At 41.4% G+C, this 22,288-nt stretch carries 15 protein-coding genes; 2 read left to right on the forward strand and 13 right to left on the reverse strand.

What is annotated here, in order from left to right; translation table 11 throughout:
* Nucleotides 1-121: 121 nt before the first annotated feature.
* The 13 genes from KZA12_RS04670 to sdhC form a co-directional block, all read right to left on the reverse strand.
* A complete protein-coding gene (locus tag KZA12_RS04670; RefSeq protein WP_218689390.1) occupies nucleotides 122-1,480 on the reverse strand; it encodes a UDP binding domain-containing protein in 1,359 nt (452 codons plus the stop codon).
* A gap of 313 nt (nucleotides 1,481-1,793) precedes the next feature.
* Nucleotides 1,794-3,488: a glucose-6-phosphate isomerase gene (pgi, locus tag KZA12_RS04675; RefSeq protein ID WP_218689391.1), complete on the reverse strand. Its 1,695-nt coding sequence runs from the start codon at nucleotides 3,486-3,488 to the stop codon at nucleotides 1,794-1,796.
* Between the two features lie 15 nt (nucleotides 3,489-3,503).
* Entirely contained in the window at nucleotides 3,504-4,376 is an 873-nt protein-coding gene (locus KZA12_RS04680) for a UTP--glucose-1-phosphate uridylyltransferase (RefSeq protein WP_201621595.1), read from the reverse strand.
* Nucleotides 4,377-4,539: 163 nt separating this feature from the next.
* On the reverse strand, nucleotides 4,540-5,631 hold the full coding sequence (galE, locus tag KZA12_RS04685; protein ID WP_218689392.1) for a UDP-glucose 4-epimerase GalE: 1,092 nt from the start codon (nucleotides 5,629-5,631) through the stop codon (nucleotides 4,540-4,542).
* Nucleotides 5,632-5,753: 122 nt separating this feature from the next.
* Nucleotides 5,754-6,629: a succinate--CoA ligase subunit alpha gene (sucD, locus tag KZA12_RS04690; protein ID WP_201621593.1), complete on the reverse strand. Its 876-nt coding sequence runs from the start codon at nucleotides 6,627-6,629 to the stop codon at nucleotides 5,754-5,756.
* Between the two features lie 136 nt (nucleotides 6,630-6,765).
* Nucleotides 6,766-7,932: an ADP-forming succinate--CoA ligase subunit beta gene (gene sucC, locus KZA12_RS04695; protein WP_201621592.1), complete on the reverse strand. Its 1,167-nt coding sequence runs from the start codon at nucleotides 7,930-7,932 to the stop codon at nucleotides 6,766-6,768.
* A 159-nt stretch (nucleotides 7,933-8,091) separates the two neighbouring features.
* On the reverse strand, nucleotides 8,092-9,540 hold the full coding sequence (gene lpdA / locus KZA12_RS04700) for a dihydrolipoyl dehydrogenase (protein WP_201621591.1): 1,449 nt from the start codon (nucleotides 9,538-9,540) through the stop codon (nucleotides 8,092-8,094).
* A 235-nt stretch (nucleotides 9,541-9,775) separates the two neighbouring features.
* Entirely contained in the window at nucleotides 9,776-11,008 is a 1,233-nt protein-coding gene (gene odhB / locus KZA12_RS04705; protein WP_201621590.1) for a 2-oxoglutarate dehydrogenase complex dihydrolipoyllysine-residue succinyltransferase, read from the reverse strand.
* A 279-nt stretch (nucleotides 11,009-11,287) separates the two neighbouring features.
* A complete protein-coding gene (locus KZA12_RS04710; RefSeq protein WP_218689393.1) occupies nucleotides 11,288-14,155 on the reverse strand; it encodes a 2-oxoglutarate dehydrogenase E1 component in 2,868 nt (955 codons plus the stop codon).
* A gap of 1,047 nt (nucleotides 14,156-15,202) precedes the next feature.
* Complete coding sequence (locus tag KZA12_RS04715) at nucleotides 15,203-15,913, reverse strand: succinate dehydrogenase iron-sulfur subunit (RefSeq protein WP_201621588.1); 711 nt, start codon at nucleotides 15,911-15,913, stop codon at nucleotides 15,203-15,205.
* Nucleotides 15,914-16,094: 181 nt separating this feature from the next.
* Nucleotides 16,095-17,945 carry a succinate dehydrogenase flavoprotein subunit gene (gene sdhA, locus KZA12_RS04720; protein WP_201621587.1) on the reverse strand — a complete coding sequence of 617 codons (1,851 nt, stop codon included), beginning with the start codon at nucleotides 17,943-17,945 and terminating at the stop codon, nucleotides 16,095-16,097.
* Nucleotides 17,946-18,138: 193 nt separating this feature from the next.
* Complete coding sequence (sdhD, locus tag KZA12_RS04725) at nucleotides 18,139-18,525, reverse strand: succinate dehydrogenase, hydrophobic membrane anchor protein (RefSeq protein WP_227677108.1); 387 nt, start codon at nucleotides 18,523-18,525, stop codon at nucleotides 18,139-18,141.
* 20 nt (nucleotides 18,526-18,545) lie between these two features.
* Nucleotides 18,546-18,935: a succinate dehydrogenase, cytochrome b556 subunit gene (sdhC, locus tag KZA12_RS04730; RefSeq protein WP_201621585.1), complete on the reverse strand. Its 390-nt coding sequence runs from the start codon at nucleotides 18,933-18,935 to the stop codon at nucleotides 18,546-18,548.
* Between the two features lie 1,018 nt (nucleotides 18,936-19,953).
* On the opposite strand from sdhC, the gene gltA reads away from it, so the two are divergent.
* Nucleotides 19,954-21,249, forward strand: coding sequence for a citrate synthase (gene gltA / locus KZA12_RS04735; RefSeq protein WP_201621584.1), 1,296 nt, complete (start codon nucleotides 19,954-19,956; stop codon nucleotides 21,247-21,249).
* Between the two features lie 471 nt (nucleotides 21,250-21,720).
* Complete coding sequence (locus tag KZA12_RS04740) at nucleotides 21,721-22,050, forward strand: hypothetical protein (protein ID WP_218689394.1); 330 nt, start codon at nucleotides 21,721-21,723, stop codon at nucleotides 22,048-22,050.
* Nucleotides 22,051-22,288 lie beyond the last annotated feature (238 nt).

The raw sequence follows: 22,288 nt of genomic DNA on the forward strand, positions 1-22,288 counted from the left end.
TATACAAGCTATGGTTTATAATAACAAAACGCCTGTCAACTCTAGATTGATAGGCGTTTTTTTTGCTATGGATTGCTATAGTTTATTAATCAAAACTTTATATCATAACCATTTTCTGCGCTTACTTAGTACGGCCGATACCCACATAACCGCCTACTAAAGCATCAATCTGGGCGCGTGAAAGCGCATTTTGAGCATCAAATATAGGGATAGCTTGATGATTAAGCTGCGCCACATCAAGTCTATGCTGTGGCGATAAGGTAATGATGAACACGGCTTGCGCAGCATTAAGTTGCTCATAAGGGCTGTCTACCAGCTCTAATAGAGGCTGCTCACGATAACGCTCGGCAAGCTCACTCTTGGCTTTGTCGCTATAAATGATAGTGCGTATATTATAAGACCATAGCAGCTCTAATAAAGGATGTATCGCTGAACCTGCTGTGCGTCCTGAGCCGGGTTTATAACTAGCTCCCCAAATCATCACAGTCCTGTCATCGATAAAGCCATCAAAATACTGCCAAAATTTGCGGAATATGAGCTCTTTTTGATCTTCGTTAATATGCATAACCGATTGTAGTAGGGGCATATTGACACTATTATTTTGAGCAGAGCACTGTAGCTTATCAAGCTCTGTAGGCAGAGTGTTACCACCAAACCCCCAGCCAGCCTGCAGATAACTACTACCAACTCGCGCATCAAGCCCCATAATACTACTGACTTTTTGGATATCAAGTTGGTGACTATCTGCCAAACGCGACATCTCATTCATAAAACTGACGCGCGTCGCTAGCATCGCCATAATACTACTACGCGCAAACTCTATAGTGGCAATATCAGCATGATGATGAGCTTGAGCGTGTTGAATTAAGGGCTGTAGTGCTGATAGATGCTGGCTACTATCTGCGGTTTTTTCACCGAGCAACCAAAGCGAAGGGGTCAGCATGGAGCTATAAGCTTCGCCATCTTGTAAGAATACAAAAGGTATATAGTAAACCCATGCCCGTTGTAGGCGCTCAGCCAATGCAGGAATATAACCTAATGGCTCGATAGCACTAATAATAACTGGCAAGTTTTGCTGTTGGCTATGATTAAAAGCCATTAACCAATGGTCATCCGACCAGACAGACTTGATACTATCTAAAAATAACCAGTACAGTGCTACTGGGGTGTGAGTGTTATCAGTAGTAGCCACTTGCTCATAACGTTTAATTAGCTGATCTGCGCTCTCAGGTAAGTCTTGACTGATAATTTGCTGCTGCTGAGTATACAGCTGCCACAACGCTTGCAGATGATGCTCAAAGCCATACTGTTGTAATTGCTGATTTAATATTTTTCTGTCCGCATATAGATGCACACTTCGACCTAAACTTGCCAGCACTACGGCGCTAGTAATGGCCTCAATATCATGACCAATAATAACGCATACTTTTAAGTTTTCAGCATCATAAGCTATAGAGTTTTGGGTGGAATCAGAGGGCATAGTGCTACCTTTTTGTATTTTTATGGCATGAATAGCTACTGTTATGCAGATAACTTATACAGCTTTAACAACTTATATAGTTTGGCATAAACCCTAGCTGTATTTAATCAGAATAGCGTTAAAAGCATTATTGCTAGTAATAAGGGGTATCTTCAACTGAGTTATAAGGATAAAAACAAGCTATATTGCTGCAGCTCAAAGGAGGTTTTGTAAGCAATAACCGCACCTTATTAGCTATGAACTTGCAAACCGTGGCGAAAACATAGCTGTTTTAATACGATTGAATAATAACTCTTTGTAGTGAAGACATACCCTAAGAAAGCTGTCTAATATGCGCCAATAGCTGATTAGTAGAGCTATCAAAAGGGCTAATGCTATTATTATCTTGTAGCGCATGATACACCGACTCGGCCATCTGCTTACCCATCTCAACGCCCCACTGATCAAAGGGATTGATATCCCAAATACTGGCCATCACGTAAACTTTGTGTTCATAAAGAGCCACTAAAGCCCCTAAGCTGTGCGGTGTAAGCTCATCTATCAACAAAGTAGTCGATGGCTGATTACCACGATAATGCTTGTATTTATCAGCCTCACAACTATCAGTGATATCAGCTACCGCGGCGTTACCAAATGCTAGCACTCGACTTTGTGCCAAACAATTAGCTAATGATAACTCATGTTGATGTTGTAACGATGCGTTCTGCACCTCATCACTATAGTGACGCACGCAGGCTATAAAATCACAGGAGACATGCTGCGTACCTTGATGCAACAGCTGATAAAATGCATGCTGGGCGTTAGAGCCGATTTCGCCCCATAATATAGGACAAGTATCATAGTCTACATGCTCACCGCCAAGAGTGACTGATTTGCCATTACTCTCCATCTCTAACTGAGTCAAGTAACTAGGTAAATAACCCAAGCGCCCATCATAAGGCAATACCGTATGCGCGTGAATGTGTAAAAAAGTACTGTTCCAAACCGCAAGTAAGCCTAACAACACTGGCAGATTATCGGAAAAATCAGCAGTAGCAAAATGCATGTCCATGCTATGCGCACCGGCTAATAGCTCACGAAATTGAGGCATACCAATACGAATAGCAATAGCTAGGCCAATTGCTGACCATAAAGAAAAGCGACCACCGACCCAATCCCATAACTGCAACTGATTCTCAAGGTGGATACCCCAAGCAGTCATTTTAGCGTTATTGGCCGATATACCAATAAAATGCCGACGCAATACACTATCTTGAGTACCAGCACGTAGGGTTGCCGTAGCCAACAACCAAGATAGAGCAGTCTTAGCATTAGACAGCGTATCAACTGTACCAAAAGACTTAGAAGAAATAATAAACAAGGTAGTTTCGGCGTTTAAGCGTTTAAGCAAATTATCAAGTTGACTGCCATCCATGTTCGACACAAAGTGGACGACGATCTCAGTATCTGCCCATTCATCAAGAGCCGTAGCCGCCATTAAGGGCCCTAAATCGGAACCACCAACGCCGATATTGACTACATCAGTAATGGCTTTGCCAGAGAATCCACGCCAGTTACCGCTACGAATACGCTGCGATAAGCGGGCTACTTGCGCTAGACTATTATGCACGTCACTCACTACATCTTGGTTGCCTACTTGCAGTTTGGCCCCTTCAGGCAAGCGCAGCGCTGTATGTAATGCCGCACGCTCTTCACTAGTGTTAACCATCGCCCCTTGCATCAGGGTTTTTATACGAGCTTCTAAATCACAGCTGTGCGCTAAGTTGAGCAAGCTTGCTAGCACCTCATCAGTGATACCCTGCTTGCTATAATCCATATACAGCGCACCCGCTTGGCTACTAAAACGCTGCGTGCGAGTCTGGTCTTGAGCGAACAAGGCCGCCAATGACAAAGGCTGCTCAGCAAGCTGTTGCAGAGTTGTCCAGTGCTTAGAGCCACGGGCATTAGGATGGATATTATTAATCTCACTGCTGGCTAAGTCGTTACTATCAAATAGTGAATTATTCATCGGCTATTTATCGTCTTATAATTGTTGTTGAGCAAAATAAATAAAGGCTTGCATATAAGACTGCATATCGCCAGCATCATAGCTATTACCCAACATAGTAGTCACTTCAACACCTTGCTGACTAATTAGCGCATCGATAGCATCCGTTAACTGAATTTCTCCACCGACGGAGGCCTTGGTATTGGCTAAATAGTCAAAAATCTGATTGCTAAACACGTAACGGCCAACAACCGCTAAACGCGAAGGAGCATCCGCTAGACTCGGTTTCTCTACAAAGCCCGCTACTTTAAAGCTAGCGTTAACGGTAGTAGTATCAGTAGCAATGTCCTCAAAATTGGTATCAGCGCTGAGTTTAGCTATCCCATATTTAGACACTTCTTCATCAGCTACTTTATCGACTAGGATCTGTGAATAGCCGTTCTGAGTAAATTCATTGAGCATAAAAGCTAAATTATCGCTCTGTAGATCAGTAGTAAACGGATCTAATACCACGTCAGGTAGCAGTACCGCAAAATCATGCTCACCAATGATCGGTCGTGCGGCTAATACTGCATGGCCTAAGCCTAAAGCTTGGCCTTGACGTATCATTGATACAGTCACATCTTTTGGTAGCCAGTTTAAGCTATCCGCTAGCTCATCCTTACCTTTATGACGCAACTGATTATCAAGCTCGGCATTGATATCAAAATAGTTTTCAATCGCGCTTTTTTGCGCATGGCCAACTAACACAATATGCTTGATACCAGCAGCGATAGCTTCTTCGACTACGTAATGAATAGCAGGACGATTGCCTAGAGGCAATAATTCCTTAGGAACCGCTTTAGACAAAGGCAACATACGGGTACCGAAGCCGGCGACTGGAATAACAGCGTGAGTGATTTTTTTCATAAGTATTAGGCTACATTAAAAATAAGATCAATTAGGATGATGACTGATAGTCACTTACTATTTATAACTGGTAGTGCAAGCTTATTAGATAAAACTCTCTGAGAAAGTTATCTGGTAAAAGCCTTTCAATAAAAGCTATCTAATAAAGATCAGCTAATAAAATTTAAGTCGGGCGATAGCCATTAGGGTTCATACTCTGCCAACGCCAAGTATCGACACACATATCAGTAATCGAGAGATGGGCTTGCCAATTCAACAGCGCTTTAGCTTTGTCTGCACTGGCATAACAACTAGCAATATCACCAGCGCGACGGGGCGCAAACTGATAAGGAACGCTTTGAGCAGTTACTTCACTAAAAGCAGTGACTAACTCTAATACTGAGCTGCCCTTGCCACTACCTAAGTTAATAGGTAAAAAGCCTACTGAAGTTTTGATCGCCGAACTGTTGGTTACCGTATCGTTAGTTGCTAAATCGTTAGTTGCTAAGTCGGCTTGCTGCTCTAGATATTGCAAAGCCGCCACATGACCAGCTGCCAAATCAACCACATGAATATAATCGCGAACCCCTGTGCCATCGACCGTAGGGTAATCATTACCAAAGATACTTAACTTTTTAAGCTTACCTACAGCCACTTGCGAGATATACGGCATCAGGTTATTAGGAGTGTCATTAGGATCTTCACCAATTTGACCGGATATATGCGCGCCTACTGGATTGAAGTACCTAAGCGTTACTAAGTTCCAATCATCATCAGATACTGCCAAATCTTCTAAGATATATTCAACCATTAACTTGCTTTGACCGTAAGGGTTAGTACAAGAACGTGGCGAGCTTTCATCGATAGGTAAGGTTTCAGGATCACCATATACTGTAGCAGAGGATGAGAACACTAAATTCTTGACCTGATGATCCGCCATCACTTCTAGCAAAGCAATAGTGCCACTGACATTATTATTGTAATACATCAACGGCTTGGCAACTGACTCCCCAACCGCTTTTAGTCCCGCAAAGTGAATCACCCCAAAGAACTGATGCGCGGCGAACACTTCTCGAAGCTGCTCAGTATTACGCACATCGCCTTCAATAAACTCGATCGGAGCATCAATAAGCTGCGCAACACGATTGATAGCTTCGCGACTACTATTGGTTAGATTATCATAAACAACGATACCATAGCCTGCTTCATGCAGCGCTATACAAGTATGTGAGCCGATATATCCTGCACCGCCTGTTACTAATATTTTCTGCTGCATTTCATCACCTAGAGCAATTTTTGAATAAAAAAAGACACCCCATTGTAGGGGTGTCTTTGATAATTTTCAATGTCATTATAGTAGTTAGCTACATAGGTTATCAGTATAGACTAAAGCCTATATTACCAGCCAGTAACTTCTTTAAGCTTTTCGCCAAGTTTAGAAGGATCACGGGTATAAGCAATGCCTGCATCTTCAAAAGCTTTAAATTTCTCTTCAGCTGTACCTTGACCGCCTGAAATGATAGCGCCGGCATGACCCATACGCTTGCCTTCAGGAGCAGTAACACCAGCGATGTAACCAACAACTGGCTTAGTGACATGGTCTTTGATGTAAGCAGCTGCTTCTTCTTCAGCAGTACCGCCGATTTCACCGATCAGAATGATAGCTTCAGTTTGTGGATCATCTTGGAACAGTTTCAATGCATCGATTTGGTTCATACCAGGGATAGGATCACCACCGATACCGATACAAGTTGACTGACCAAAACCAAGCTTAGTAGTTTGAGCTACTGCTTCATAAGTCAAAGTACCAGAGCGTGAGATGATGCCCACTTTACCTGGTAAATGGATATGGCCTGGCATAATACCAATTTTGCACTGACCTGGAGTGATAACACCTGGGCAGTTAGGACCAACTAAACGTACATCGCCAGCTTCTTCAAGATAACGCTTGGCTTTTAGCATATCGATAGTCGGTACGCCCTCAGTGATTACTACGATTAGCTTAACGCCAGCATCGATAGCTTCAATGATTGAATCTAGTACGAATGGAGCTGGTACATAGATAACAGAAGCGTCAGCTTGAGTCACTTCCATAGCTTCAGCCATAGTATCAAATACTGGTAAGCCTAAATGCGTTTGACCGCCTTTGCCTGGCGTTACGCCACCAACAACTTTAGTACCATATTCGATAGCTTGTTCAGAATGGAAAGTACCGTTTTTACCGGTAAAACCTTGCACCAATACTTTGGTGTCTTTGTCGATTAATACACTCATTATTTATTCCTTGTATGCGGTTGTCTTGTAATAGCAGCCCTTCGTATAGAGAGTTACTAAATATTGATAACTACTCTATTGAACTGCCGCTATTACGCTTTGACTACTATGCTCGTTTGCTTAAGCGTTTAGGAGCTTAGGCTTTAACAGCATCGACAATTTTTTGGGCAGCGTCGGCAAGACCTTGAGCTGAAATAAGTTTCAGACCAGACTCTTCTAGAATTTGTGAACCCTTTTCAGCGTTGTTACCTTCTAGGCGTACAACAACAGGTACTTTTACGTCAACTTCTTTGATAGCAGCGATAATAGCTTCTGCAATCATGTCACAACGTACGATACCACCGAAGATGTTGATTAGAACACCTTCAACGCTGCTGTCTTCCAAAATGATTTTGAAAGCTTCAACAACACGATCTTTAGTTGCCCCGCCGCCAACGTCCAAGAAGTTAGCAGGCTTGCCGCCATACAACTTGATGATATCCATGGTAGCCATTGCTAGACCAGCACCGTTAACCATACAACCGATGTTACCTTCTAGAGCCACATAGTTTAGGTCAAACTCAGCTGCTTTTAGCTCGCGCTCATTTTCTTGAGTTTTATCTTGAAGAGCAGCGATTTTTGGTAAACGATAAAGAGCGTTTGAATCGATACCAATTTTGCCGTCAACACAAACAATCTCGCCGTTTTCACGAACTGCTAATGGGTTAACTTCAAGCAAAGCAAAGTCGTTATCAATAAAGGCATGATAAGCGCCAGTCATGATTTTTACAAACTGATTGATCTGCTTGCCTTCTAGACCCAATTTAAACGCAATGTCACGCGCTTGATAAGGCATTAGACCTACTAAAGGATCAACGCTAACTTTAAAGATTTTTTCTGGAGTCTCGTTAGCGACTTCTTCGATATCAACACCACCTTCGGTTGATGCCATGAAGGTAACACGACGAGTAGAACGATCCACAACAGCGCCAAGATATAGCTCAGTCTGTACTGGATACATATCTTCTGCAACCAATACGAAGTTGACTGGCTGACCATCGGCGTCAGTTTGAAAAGTAACTAAGTTAGTACCGATAAGCTCATCAGTAACTTGCTTAGCTTCTTCACGAGTTTTAACTAATTTAACGCCACCCGCTTTACCACGGCCACCAGCATGTACTTGCGCTTTGATAACCGCAATATCCGTTGGGGTTTTATCAAAAGCTGCTGCTGCTTCGTCGCCACTATAGGCAATAATGCCTTCTTGAATTGGCAAACCGTAGCTTTTTAATAGCTCTTTTGCTTGATACTCATGTAAATTCATTGATTGTATCCTTTATTTTTTACAATTAATAAAAAGTGAAAATAAGTGCACGTTAGTATCCATCTAGCGCACTTACTACTGCTACTGAAGCACTACGATAATAGTGAGCGCTTCAGCACTGTCTGGGATAATTGGTACTTCATATAAGCAGATTATGCTCTACTTACGTTTTTTACGTTGGATAGTATGAATAGCACGGCCATCCGCTGATAGAGCGGCTTCATGCACTGCTTCTGATATAGTTGGATGAGCAAACGTCATCAACTGCAAGTCTTCGATACTAGAAACAAACTCCATCGCAATCATACCTTGATGAACGATATCACCCGCACCAGCAGCGATAGCATGCATACCTAGCAGGCGATCAGTCTTAGCATCAGCTACTACTTTGATAGAACCTTCAGCTTCACTTTGAGCCAAGGCACGACCATTAGCCGCTAAGCTAAATGAACCGGTTTTCACTTCAAAACCTGCTTCAGTAGCTTCTTGCTCAGTCATACCTACCCAAGCGATTTCTGGATGAGTATAAATGACATTAATAATAGTGTCATAGTTAACTTGTGCTTTTTCGCCATGGATGCGTTCAACAGCCATTACGCCTTCTTCTGAAGCTTTATGCGCAAGCATCGGACCACGTACTAAGTCACCGATAGCATAGACGCCATCAAGATTAGTCTTACACTGATCATCGACATCGATAAGGCCACGTTCAGTCAGTTTAATACCGCTGTCATCACCTAGCAATTTTTCAGAATAAGCACGACGACCAACACAAACGATTAGCTTATCAAAACGCTGCTCTGATGACTCGCCTTTATTTTCACTAGTGACCACAACTTCATCACCTTGAACTTCAGCTTTAATAACTTTGGTATCAACACGGATATCAAGGCCTTGCTTTTTGAACATTTTGGCCGCTTCTTTAGCCATGTCTTTATCAGCAGCTGCTAGGAAGCTAGGTAATGCTTCATACACTACTACTTCACTACCAAGACGACGCCATACAGAACCTAGCTCAAGACCGATAACACCAGCACCGATTACGCCTAAACGCTTAGGAGTTTCAGTGAAATCTAAAGCGCCGGTTGAGTCAACTATACGATCATGATCAGTTTTGGCAACTGAAATATCGATAGGGATAGAACCTGAAGCAAGAATAACGTTTTTAGCAGTAATAGTAGACTCAGCAGCATCTTCAGCTGTGAACTTAACTTTTTTATCGCTACCTTTACCGTCGAGTAAAGTACCCCAACCTTGTAGCCAGTCAATGCCATTACCTTTGAATAAAGCGGCAATACCACCAGTTAGCTGCTTAACGATAGCTTCTTTACGGCCGATCATCGTTTCGATATCGATAGCAACGTCACCAGTACTAATACCATGCTCATCAAGGTCATGTTTAGTAGCTTCATAACGATGTGAAGTATCTAACAAAGCTTTTGAAGGGATACAACCAACGTTTAAACAAGTACCGCCAAGTGCTGGCGCGCCTTTATAAATACGTTTTTCAATACAAGCTACGCTCATACCTAGTTGAGCTGCACGAATAGCAGCTACATAACCACCAGGACCGCCGCCGATAACGACTAGATCATAATTGTCTTTCATAATGGATTTCCATATTTTATTTATAGCTTAAATGATAGTAATTATCTGAGTTATTAACTCTAGCGCAATCGCTATTAATCTGTGACTTATGTGCCGAAGATTGGCAATAACGCTGATTTATATAATGAGTATTACAGAATAACTAAGATGATTTTATAGCCTAAAGTAGACTGGTTGCAGCATAGATCATAACTAAAAAGCTTGTATCAACGTTAGCCAATACAAGCTTATGAGCTTATAAATCTAATAATAGCAGTGATGGGTCTTCGACCAATTCTTTGATGGTTACTAAGAACTGTACTGCTTCTTTACCATCAATCATACGATGGTCATAAGACAATGCTAAATACATCATAGGTAGGATTTCAACTTTACCATCAACCGCCATTGGGCGGTCATTGATAGCATGCATACCTAAGATAGCAGTTTGTGGTGGGTTCAAGATAGGAGTTGACATTAATGAACCGAATACGCCACCGTTAGAGATAGTGAAAGTACCACCCATCATATCTTCTAGACCTAGTTTGCCTTTTTGCGCTAGGCCACCAAGCTCACGGATACGGCTTTCGACATCAGCCATGCTCATCTGATCAGTATCACGTAGTACTGGTACTACTAGACCACGATCTGATGATACAGCAACACCGATATCATAGTAACCATGATAAACAATATCATCGCCATCTAATGAAGCATTGACTGCTGGGAAACGTTTTAACGCTTCAGTAGCCGCACGCACAAATAATGACATAAAGCCTAAACGTACACCATGACGCTTCTCAAAACGATCTTTGTATTGAGCACGAAGTTCCATCAATGGCTTCATGTTGACTTCGTTAAACGTAGTTAACATAGCCGTTTCTTGAGACGCCGCTAGCAGACGATTTGCAACTGTCTTACGTAGACGGGTCATAGGAACACGTTTTTCACTACGTGCGCCGGCTTCAGCAACTGGTTGGCCGCTGTCAGTTTTGATACTGCTATCAGCTTTCAGGGTTGGGCTACTCATGTCACTTTTGGTAACTCGACCACCACGACCACTACCTTCAACGTCTTTTGGATCAACGCCAGACTCTTTTGCTGCTTTGCGTACTGCTGGGCTTTGATCTTTATGATCAGCTTCAGGACCACTAGTGTTAGCAGTAGCTTGTACTGGCTCACCGCCATCAGTTGCTTGCTTTTCTTGTACAGGAGCAGCTGGTAGATTTGGATCTACAGCTGGTGCTGCACTAGCGCCAGCTTCAAACTCACCAATAATTTCGTCAGACAATACAGTATCATCAACTTGCTTGACGATTTTAGTGACCACACCATTATCTGGCGCAACTACTTCTAGTACTACTTTGTCAGTTTCGATTTCAGCTAGTAGGTCATCACGATTAACTTGTTGACCTTCAGTGACGTGCCATTCAACGATTGTGCCATCGGCAACCGATTCTGGAAACACGGGGGCTTTAATTTCAGCCATCGATATACTCCTTAGATTTAGATATTACTATTTATTATAAAGTCGTGATAGGCAGTTAGCGCGAATAACTAGTATAAATAGTTAGCTGCTGACTGTTATCGCCTGATACGGATGCTGCTATATTCTAATGCTTTAAATAGTACTGATGCTTTAAATACTCGATATTAATACTTTGGATACTAGTGTTGTTTTTACCAATACTATAAATGCTAATAATTTGAGCAACAGCGTTCAACGTTTTATATAGAACGCTGACCACTGTCATTCAAAGTTTTTTAACTATTTAGCCAGTTGGTCTACTGTTATGCCAAGACCACCAGCAATTAGAGCTTGCTGCTGCTGGACATGCAGTTTTGCAGATCCTGTTGCAGGAGCTGCACTAGCAGGACGTGCAACTGGTCTCATAAGCTCCGCTTTAGTTGGATGCGGTACTACGATACGGAACATATTTGGTGCTAAGTAATTCCAAGCGCCTTGGTTCAACGGCTCTTCTTGCGTCCAAACTATTTCTTCAAGATTACTGTATTTTTCGATCTCAGCAACCATGCGTGCTTCTGGTAGCGGATACAATTGCTCGATACGGACGATAGCCACATGATCAAGACCTAAAGCACGACGCTGCTCTAATAAGTCATAATAAACCTTACCACCACAAAGTACCAAACGCGTTACTTTGCTAGCATCTTGATTGTCTATCTCTGACAATACTGTCTCAAACTTGCCGTTAGCCAGCTCTTCTAATTCTGAAGTTGCCAGCTTATGACGTAACAAGCTTTTTGGCGACATTACAATCAGTGGCTTACGGATAGGACGGACACCTTGGCGACGTAACGCATGATATATTTGCGCTGGCGTAGTTGGGGTGATTACTTGCATATTGTCTTCAGCACATAACTGCAAGAAACGCTCAAGACGGGCTGAAGAATGCTCAGGGCCTTGACCTTCAAAGCCGTGTGGCAATAACATAGTCAGACCACAAACGCGCTGCCATTTAGTCTCACCGCTAGCGATGAACTGATCGATAACAACTTGCGCGCCATTGACGAAGTCACCAAACTGCGCTTCCCAAATAACTACCGCATTAGGAACCGTAGTCGCATAACCATACTCAAAGGCTAATACCGCCTCTTCTGATAACAAAGAGTTATAAGTAGCAAAGCGTGCTTGTTTTTCACTCATGTGAGCTAGCGGCACATACATACTGCCATCAGTGACGTTATACAGTTCGCTATGACGATGAGAGAAAGTACCACGACCCACATCTTCACCAGTGATACGCACCATAATATCATCGTTATCAACTAAAGAAGCATAAGCTAAAGTCTCAGCTGCTCCCCAGTTCAATGGCTCTGTACCAGTTTGCATCGCTAAACGCTGCTCAACAACTTTTTGAACTTGGCGTTGTAAAGTATAGCCTTCCGGCATCTCAGCCATTTTGCGGCCATAAGCTTTAAGCTTCTCTATATCGACACTAGTATCCCAATCATCTTGTAGCTCATGGCCTAGATAAGGGGTCCAGTCAACGAATAACTCTTCGCTTGGCTCAAGAACTAAAGCATTTACTACGTATTCACCACGATCTAACGATTCACGATATTCGTCTTCGTATTTGGTAGCTTCAGCATCGCTGATCACGCCCGCTGCAACTAATTTTTGTACATAGATAGTACGAGTAGTCGCTAGTTTTTTGATAATGGCATACATCAAAGGCTGAGTTGCTGATGGCTCATCGGCTTCGTTATGACCATTACGACGATAGCAGAATAAATCAATAATAATATCTTTACCAAACTCATGGCGATAATCTAACGCTAATTGTGAGGCAAATACTACTGATTCAGGGTCATCGCCATTCACGTGTAATATAGGCGCATGAACCATTTTTGCTACGTCAGTACAGTATTCTGTCGAACGCGCATCTTCTTGACGGCTAGTAGTAAAGCCGACTTGGTTATTAATAACGATATGTAGCGTGCCACCCGTAGTATAAGCACGAGTCTGTGACATCTGGAAGGTCTCTTGCACTACGCCTTGACCAGCAAACGCCGCATCACCATGAACTACTATAGGCAATACCAAGTTACCATCAGTATCGTTACGACGTACTTGACGGGCACGTACTGAGCCTTCTAGTACTGGAGCAACAATCTCAAGATGTGATGGGTTAAAGGCTAAAGCTAAATGTGCTTCTCCGCCTGGAGTCATCACGTTTGATGAGTAACCATTGTGATACTTAACGTCACCGGAGCCTTTTTCTGGCTGCACTTTGCCGTCGAATTCATCAAATAAATCCGCGGGGTTTTTACCCAAAACGTTAACCAACAGGTTAAGACGTCCGCGATGCGCCATACCGATAACCATCTCTTTAGTACCATAACTACCAGCACGTTGGATGATTTCATTAACTGCTGGAATAAAGCTCTCACCGCCTTCTAGACCGAAACGTTTTACCCCAGTATATTTACGCGCTAGATATTTCTCTAGGCCTTCAGCTGCTGTCAAACTCTCGAGTATAGCTAAACGTTTTTCTTTATCGAATTCGATATGACCCAAATTAGATTCAAGATACTTTTCCATCCAGCGTTTTTCAGTACTGCTAGTGACATGCATGTACTCTACACCGATATAACGGCAGTAGACGCGTTCCATGATTTCGATAATCTCACGTAACGATGCTTCACTCTTACCGATATTTAAATCGCTAGTAGGATATATCGTGTCCAAATCAGACTCTGCTAGATTATGATAAGCCAGCGTTAGGTCTTCAACTTCCGGACGTGGGTGTAAGCCTAAAGGATCAAGCTGAGCATAACGATGACCACGGCGACGATAAGCAGAAATGAGCTGTTGAACGCCCATTTGCTTAGGATCTGCACGGTGTGTAGCATTAGAAGCTGCCCCATCAGTAGACGCAACAGATCCTTTATTAGCTGTTTGGTTACGAGCTAATAATAAAAACTGATCTTTGATAGCGTTATGATGAGCATCGTTTGGCGATTGATACTGTTTAAAGTAATCTTGCCAATCCGTATCGACACTAGTAGGGTCGATTAGGAATTGCTCGTAGAGGGATTCGATATAAAGGGCGTTGTCAGCAGCGAGTTCAGTGTGTCCTGAATCAGTTACTTGTTTAGTTATGCTATTCATAATAATCGTCTATTTGATAGATAAATGAATGGAATTGTGCTTATTGTTGTGTGATCCGTCATATGCTAAGCACTTGGACAGTTGGCGTATACCATCAGAAAGTAGTTACTCGGAATGTAGTTGCTTATCGTGGCTATGTGGTCACTTACTTTGATGGTTATTTTACTAATAAATACATCAAACCAGTTACTACTAAGTTTATAGTTATCATTAATTGTGAACGTCCGGTCTTGTTTTCAGCCTCGTTTCACAAAATCGATTGCTATATACTAAAAGCAGCCATAACTAATAGATTAATACCTAATCCTATTATCATAGCTCACTATTAAAACCTTGATGAGCTAGCATCGTAACTTCAATATAACTTTGATAAATAATTGGTAGATAGTTAAGGTATTCAGCTAGCCGATAGATCAGCTATTTCCTGCTGCAAAAATTCTTCCTTGATCAATATACGCTGTTTTTGTGCTAAACATACATTGCTGCTTAGGGTAACATGCAAAAATTACCTGAGGTAGTTTGTTTGTTCAATACTAGGTATTTATGTAATAAATATTCATTATAGCCTTCATATTGAGCACGGTGACTATGATAACATTTTTATTTGCATGTTTTTACAGCTATTATAAAAATAGTGGCTTTAATTCGCTATATTATTTTGGTAATTGGTCATAATCATAAATATTGTGTAGAAAATCAGCATTTTACTAGCTATTGCTCATTAGTTAAGAAAAAATAGATTTTTACAGGCTATCAACGCGACGCTATTATAAAATTACAAGCAGATAGATAGCAGTCATAGTAGCTGGTTATAGCTAATAGTGTCGATAACTAAGCTGGTCACTTGTACTCTAGCTGACCATAACAACTCTAATCAATTTCAAGGGCTAGCTGCCAATAACTATCTAGAGCAGATTCTTGCCGTCTACCACACCCTACTCAATGTCCTGAAACCAAAAAAAACACCGCCAGCTTACTGACGATGTTTTATGCTGTGTTTTTTTAGATAGCTTCTATTGCCTGTTGCCGGCAACTATTGGCTAGATACTACCCTGCTTGGTCAATTAGCATATTACGCAAATGGCCAATCGCTTGTGTAGGATTTAAACCTTTAGGACACACTGATACACAGTTCATGATGCCACGGCAGCGGAATAAGCTAAACGGATCATCTAAACGTGCCAAACGGGCTTGAGTATCATTATCACGGCTATCTGCTACAAATCGATAAGCATGCAACAGTGCTGACGGGCCCAAGAATTTATCAGGGTTCCACCAAAATGATGGGCAGCTAGTAGAACAGCAAGCGCATAAGATACACTCGTAAAGACCGTTAAGTTTATCACGCTGTTCAGGCGACTGTAGACGCTCAGTTGGTGGTGCTGGCTGATCGTTGATTAAGTAAGGATGAACCTTTTCATACTGCTCATAGAACTGGTTCATATCGACGACTAAATCACGCACTACAGGTAAACCTGGGAGGGGACGGATAGTAATTTTCTCAGGTAAAGTATTCATGTTCAGCAAGCAAGCCAAACCGTTCTTACCATTGATGTTCATACCATCAGAGCCACAGATACCTTCACGACAAGAGCGACGGAAAGTAATAGTTTCATCTTGCTTTTTTAGACGTAATAGCAAGTCGAGTAACATACGATCAGAGTCTAATAGCTCAATGGTATAAGTCTGCATACGTGGCGCTGCGTCCTTGTCAGGATCGTAGCGATAAATTTCGATGGTGCGAGTACCTCTGCTCATAATACTAAACTCCACACTAAGTGAGGGCGAGCGTACAAGAATTGCTTTATGGTTGCGCCAGCTTTTATCAATAGGCTTATCAATAAAAGCGCGGCGCTGGCATAAACTTGTAGCTGGCGGTCATCTTTTAATAAATGAATAATGAATGATTACTTATCTGCTAATCAGTTGACGCTTAATATTAATAGACGCGAACTTTTGGCTCAATATAATCTACGGTCAAGGGTACAGTGCGAACTGGCTTATAAACCACCCGATTATCTTTAGAATACCATAAGGTATGCTTCATCCAATCGTGGTCGTTACGACCGTTTGGTGCATAATCATCATCTTCTGGGCGATCATAATCCGCTACACTGTGCGCACCACGGCTTTCATGACGATGAGCGGCTGATACCATAGTAGCTTTAGCTACTTCGTATAAGTTAGCTACTTCAAAGGCCTCAATACGCGCAGTATTAAACACTTGTGACTTATCGGTAAGGTGGATTTGGTCAATCTTATCCCCTAGCGCTAAGATTCTTTCAACCCCTTCATCCATCATAGCTTGCGTACGGAATACGCTAGCATGCTTCTGCATGATTTCGCGGATCTCATCAGCCACATCTTGTGCGTTGTAGCCTTCAGTGGATTGTTGTAACTTGTCTAAACGGTTAACGGTAAAATCAAGTACATGCGGATCAAGCGGTTTGTAGGTATGATCGGCATGATGATATTCGTCAACGATGTGTTTGCCCGCAGCGCGACCAAAGACCAGTAAATCAAGCAGTGAGTTAGTGCCTAAACGGTTGGCACCATGCACACTTACACAGGCACATTCACCAATAGCATAAAGACCTTTAACTACAGTGCCTTCAGTATATCTGCCCTCTTCATCAGTGCCAGCTTCTAGATCAGGGGTGATCACTTGACCGTGGATAGTAGTAGGAATACCTCCCATCATATAATGAATGGTTGGGATAACTGGAATAGGCTCTTTAGTGATATCTACGTTAGCGAAGTTTTTACCAATCTCGAACACTGATGGCAAGCGTTTCATAATAGTTTCGACACCTAAGTGCGTCATGTCCATCACGATATAATCGCCATTAGGACCACAACCACGACCTTCTTTAATTTCTTGATCCATAGAGCGCGAAACTAAATCACGAGGCGCCAAGTCTTTTACGGTTGGCGCATAACGCTCCATGAAAGCTTCACCATCTTTATTGCGTAAGATAGCGCCTTCACCGCGACAACCTTCAGTCAGCAGTACACCGGCACCGGCAACACCGGTTGGATGAAACTGCCAGAACTCCATATCTTGTAGAGGGACACCAGCACGAACCGCCATGCCAATACCATCACCAGTATTAATATAAGCATTAGTAGAGGCGGCAAAAATACGACCAGCTCCGCCAGTTGCTAATACAGTAATAGGGGCTTGGAATACGGCGACTGTACCTGTTTCTTGCTCAAGAGCAATAACGCCATTAATGTTACCGGCTTCATCTTTGATCAAATCAAGCGCAATCCACTCGATAAAAAATTGTGTACCTTGTTCAAGGTTTTTTTGATATAAAGTATGTAGCATTGCATGACCAGTACGGTCAGCTGCTGCACAAGCGCGTTGTACGGCTTTTTCACCATAGTTTGAAGTATGACCACCGAACGGACGCTGATAGATCGTACCATCTTCGTTTCTATCGAACGGCATACCCATATGCTCAAGCTCATAAACCACTTTTGGTGCTTCGCGGCACATGTACTCGATAGCGTCTTGATCGCCTAACCAGTCTGAACCTTTGACAGTATCATAAAAGTGAAAATGCCAGTTATCATTACTCATGTTGCCAAGGCTGGCCCCAATACCACCTTGAGCGGCGACAGTGTGTGAGCGCGTTGGAAATACTTTGGTAAGTACCGCGACATTCATACCTGCTTCAGCTAGGTGTAATGAGGCACGCATACCTGACCCGCCACCACCAACGATGATCGCATCGTAATTTAGAGTTTTTATATTGCTGATAGTATTATCTTGTCTAGTTGCCATTACGGTTTTCCTAATGCTTGTTAATGCTTGCGGAGTCAATACACGGGCTACCAAATAATATATTTACCAAGTTGCTTATGCTGATTTACTTATATGGTATTGCGTAGTTGCTTTTAAACATCCACATCCTCAATAAACTTGACTTGGCAGTCCATCACTATTTATACATTAAAAATATTTCTAACTAGTAAAGTTAAACCGCAATGACCCCGAAGCCATTACCCCAAAAGATCATGACGCCCCAGAATACATAAACTAAAATAGCGGCTATCATCAAAGCTTGTAAGATCAGGCGCAGACCACTAGCTTTTGGCCCTATCTTATTAGTAGTAATATAGTCAGTAAATACTGTCCACATCCCTACCCATGCATGGCCAGCCAGTGCAATAATAGCCACTAAACTAAATAAGCGCATTGGCAAGCTAGTCATAAAGTCTGACCATTCAATGAAGCTGACATCACTGTGCGTTAAAAAGAACCCTAGCAGCACGACACTATAGACGGCTAATACCACAGCACCGAAGCGTTGCACTATCCAATCGCGTGATCCTGAGCCAGTTAAACCAGTGGCGCTTTTAATTCCTGAATCATTTTTGATCATTAGAACATCACCCATACAAATGACGCGGCAATCAAGATCGCGGCGATGACAAAACCAACAACAGCAGCTGTGCGGCCAGATTTTAAGCTCTCATTCATACCCATGTCAGCTAATAAATGCTTCATGCCCATCACAAAATGATAAGCAATAGCGGCGACGAATATCCAAGCCACAAAACGCACAAGAACGTTATCAAAAACGGTCTCAAAGCTTTCAGGCGAGGCTAATGAAGTCTGTAATAGCCAAAGCATGACAGGAATAAGTAAAAATAAAACAATGCCAGAGACGCGATGTAGAATTGAAGCTACGGCAATAGGCGACTTTGCATTGACGCTAATCACTTGGCTCAAAGGCAGATCTATGGGGCGGTTGCTTTTCACAGCGGGCATCCTTTTGTGGTTATATCCGGTAGCTGCTTATGGTTTGATGATCGTCTACAAACACACTTAACACTACACAGGACGAATAAAATAAGGAAGAGCTAGCTGACTTTACTAACTTTGCGCAAATTAATTTTGTCTAATTTATTTATAAGCAGCACTGTAACTCATTATGAATAACTAACAGAACTAATCTGATATTCATAACAGTCATTATTATCAAGTGACCATTCTATAATAGTGTTAATTAAATCTTGTCTATGCCCTTTAACGCAAAAAAGATAACTTTTATTTGTCATCTTTTGTTAAGTAGGACTAAATAGCCAGCACTATCAAAATAGGATAATCGGGCTCAACATTCAAGGCGTAAACCGTTGTTAAAGCTATAAATTAGTCAATTAATCGTAACAAAGTATAAGTTTTTACAGCAATTACTAACAAGCTAAAATAAAGTATTAAAACTAAAGCAGATACTTTTTATTTGCGCATCTTTAGTATCAGCCAAATTATGCCAATTATAAAATGCTTATGCCTGAAATACAAATTTATCCCCTAAATACCGAATATACTTTAGAGAATCAAAAATAGTTTGGATTTAGAAAATTCAGCCGCTACTATTATATGCCACTTGCGCTGAATTATTGCTTCAGTGTTTCGCTGTTGAGCATATCCTGTCTATGCTAGCTTTGATAATAATTATAATAGTTAATAAAATCTTACTAATTATATAGCGTGGTTATTTAGCTAAAGAGGATTTTTTAACTACTGCTTAACATTAGAAAACAGTTAAAATTACTAAGTAGACATATTTTGATACAAAAATTAGTAGCTGCAAAGCCCATTAAACCACGTGAATTAGAGGATTTACTAGTAAAAGTCTTTTCAAACCATTACTCTTTACTGCTAATATAGCTTCAATCTAAGCATAGTTAAGTTTGTTCGTTTGTTCGTTTATCTGGCCATGATGTAATAATCATATATCGCCAGTATTTTATGCTAATAATGTAAAACCAATAGAGAGGAACTTATGGCTGATAACATCAAAGCTAATAATAACGCCACACTAAATGTAGACGGTAAGGAATACCAATTTCCAGTTATCAAGGGGTCTTTAGGGCGCCCGGTTCTAGATATTGCTGCTTTACAAGAAGCCGGCTACTGGTCTTATGATCCTGGGTTTAAAGTAACTGCTCCTGTTGAATCAAAAATAACTTTTATTGACGGTGGTAAAGGCGAACTACTATATCGCGGCTATCCTATCGATCAATTGGCTAACAACGCTGAATACTTAGAAGTGGCCTATGCGCTTGTTCATGGCGAACTGCCCAATGCTGAGCAAAAAGCAGACTTCTATGAAAAGGTTCGTAAGCATTCAGCAGTACATGATCAATTACGTAAATTCTTTGAAGGTTTCCGTCGTGACGCGCATCCTATGGCTATCATGGTTGGTGTCGTTGGTGCTTTATCAGCGTTCTATCATGAAGGCTTAGATGTCGATAATGAGCATCATCGCGAAATTACTGCTATTCGTTTGATTGCAAAGATGCCAACCCTTGCTGCTATGAGTTATAAATACTCAAAAGGCGAACCTTTCATGTACCCGCGTAATGATTTGAATTATGCTGAAAACTTCGTTTACATGATGTTTGCTACTCCTGCTGACGTTGATTTCAAGGTTAATCCAATCATCGCCAAAGCCATGGACAAAATCTTTACTTTGCATGCTGATCATGAGCAAAACGCTTCAACGTCTACTGTACGTTTGGCTGGCTCAACCGGCGCAAATCCTTATGCTTGTATCGCTGCTGGTATTGCTGCACTTTGGGGTCCATCACACGGTGGGGCTAACGAAGCAGTCCTAGAGATGTTGGATGAGATCGGTACCGTAGAAAACGTACCAGCCTTTATGGAAAAAGTAAAAAGCCGTGAAGTGAAACTAATGGGCTTTGGTCATCGTGTCTACAAGAACTTCGATCCACGCGCACAAGTATTGAAAGAGACTTGTGATGAAGTACTTACTGCTCTAGGTATTAACGATCCTAAGCTTGAATTGGCTATGGCTCTAGAGAAAATCGCTTTAGAAGATCCGTTCTTCATTGAGCGTAACTTATATCCAAACGTTGATTTTTACTCTGGTATTATTCTAAAAGCCATAGGTATCCCAACTTCAATGTTTACAGTTATTTTCTCATTGGCTCGCACTTCAGGTTGGATCAGCCATTGGCTTGAGATGCATAGCGCACCGTTCAAAATCGGTCGTCCGCGTCAGTTGTACACTGGTGAGACTCATCGTGACTTCGTAGAAGTTAAAGATCGTAAGTAAGGCTATGACTTTCTATTAAGCCTATTGTTAAATCAAAAAATCCCGCCATGTGCGGGATTTTTTGGCTCTGTTTGAGTGTGTAATGGAAGCCAACGAAGTTATTCATTACTTTTATTGAAATATTTATTTGACTCAGAATGTAACCATTATCTGCTTAAAGCTGCACTGATTTGACCGTCAATAACATACTGTTGCCTGTAATCTGCAAAATGCATATAGCTTGGCTAGCAATACTTACAGTCGTATACTGAGTAACTAATTATAACAAATACTGCCGATGCGGGATTAGTAAGTGCCGTTTCGAAGTATTTTTAAAGCTTCATTATTATCATTATTCTGTAGCTTCTCAATGATATTGGCATAATAATTATTATCATTAAGCTCATATTAGGTATAGGATATAGTCTAATTTACAGGATCTGTAGAGCATACAGTAAACTTAGTTAAAGCAACAGTTTCAATAAGGTTCTCATGGATTTCACTAAAAGGCTTATGTCGCTATTCAGTTATAAATCCAAAGTGGATTATAAGGGTGATACTAGTGACCCAATGCTTATGAATGTAATGCTTTTAAAAGAGCACAGTGTTAATTGTCCTTGCAAATCTATAGCAATTCCTATTGGCATAAAGGGTAATAAATATCAATGTATAAAATGTGACAAGCAGCTTCTTGGTGTCAGTTATAATTTTGGCAACAGAGATATCACTGACTACTCTTCGGATACATTACCTAAAGATGCTAATCAATTAATTGACATGACATATTATGATGACTCTGTTAATTTTTTAAAAAATGAATGAAATTATAGATAGTATTTTGATACTAACTAGTGAGTTAAGAGCGCAAAACCATTTTCTAGAACTTTATTGTCTTAATAGCAGTATTATGTTTGTGAACTGGGGTTTTATACCAGTAGTTATTTAGTCTCCATTAGTAATTACTGCCTATGTTTTCACCATTGTCATAAGTCTTGCTATCGCTTTGTTTTACCACACTTTCCTTTTACCAAACAGATATACTCAATGCATATTTTTAACT

It is taken from the genome of Psychrobacter sp. BF1, from assembly GCF_019279065.1.
Lineage (GTDB): Bacteria > Pseudomonadota > Gammaproteobacteria > Pseudomonadales > Moraxellaceae > Psychrobacter > Psychrobacter urativorans.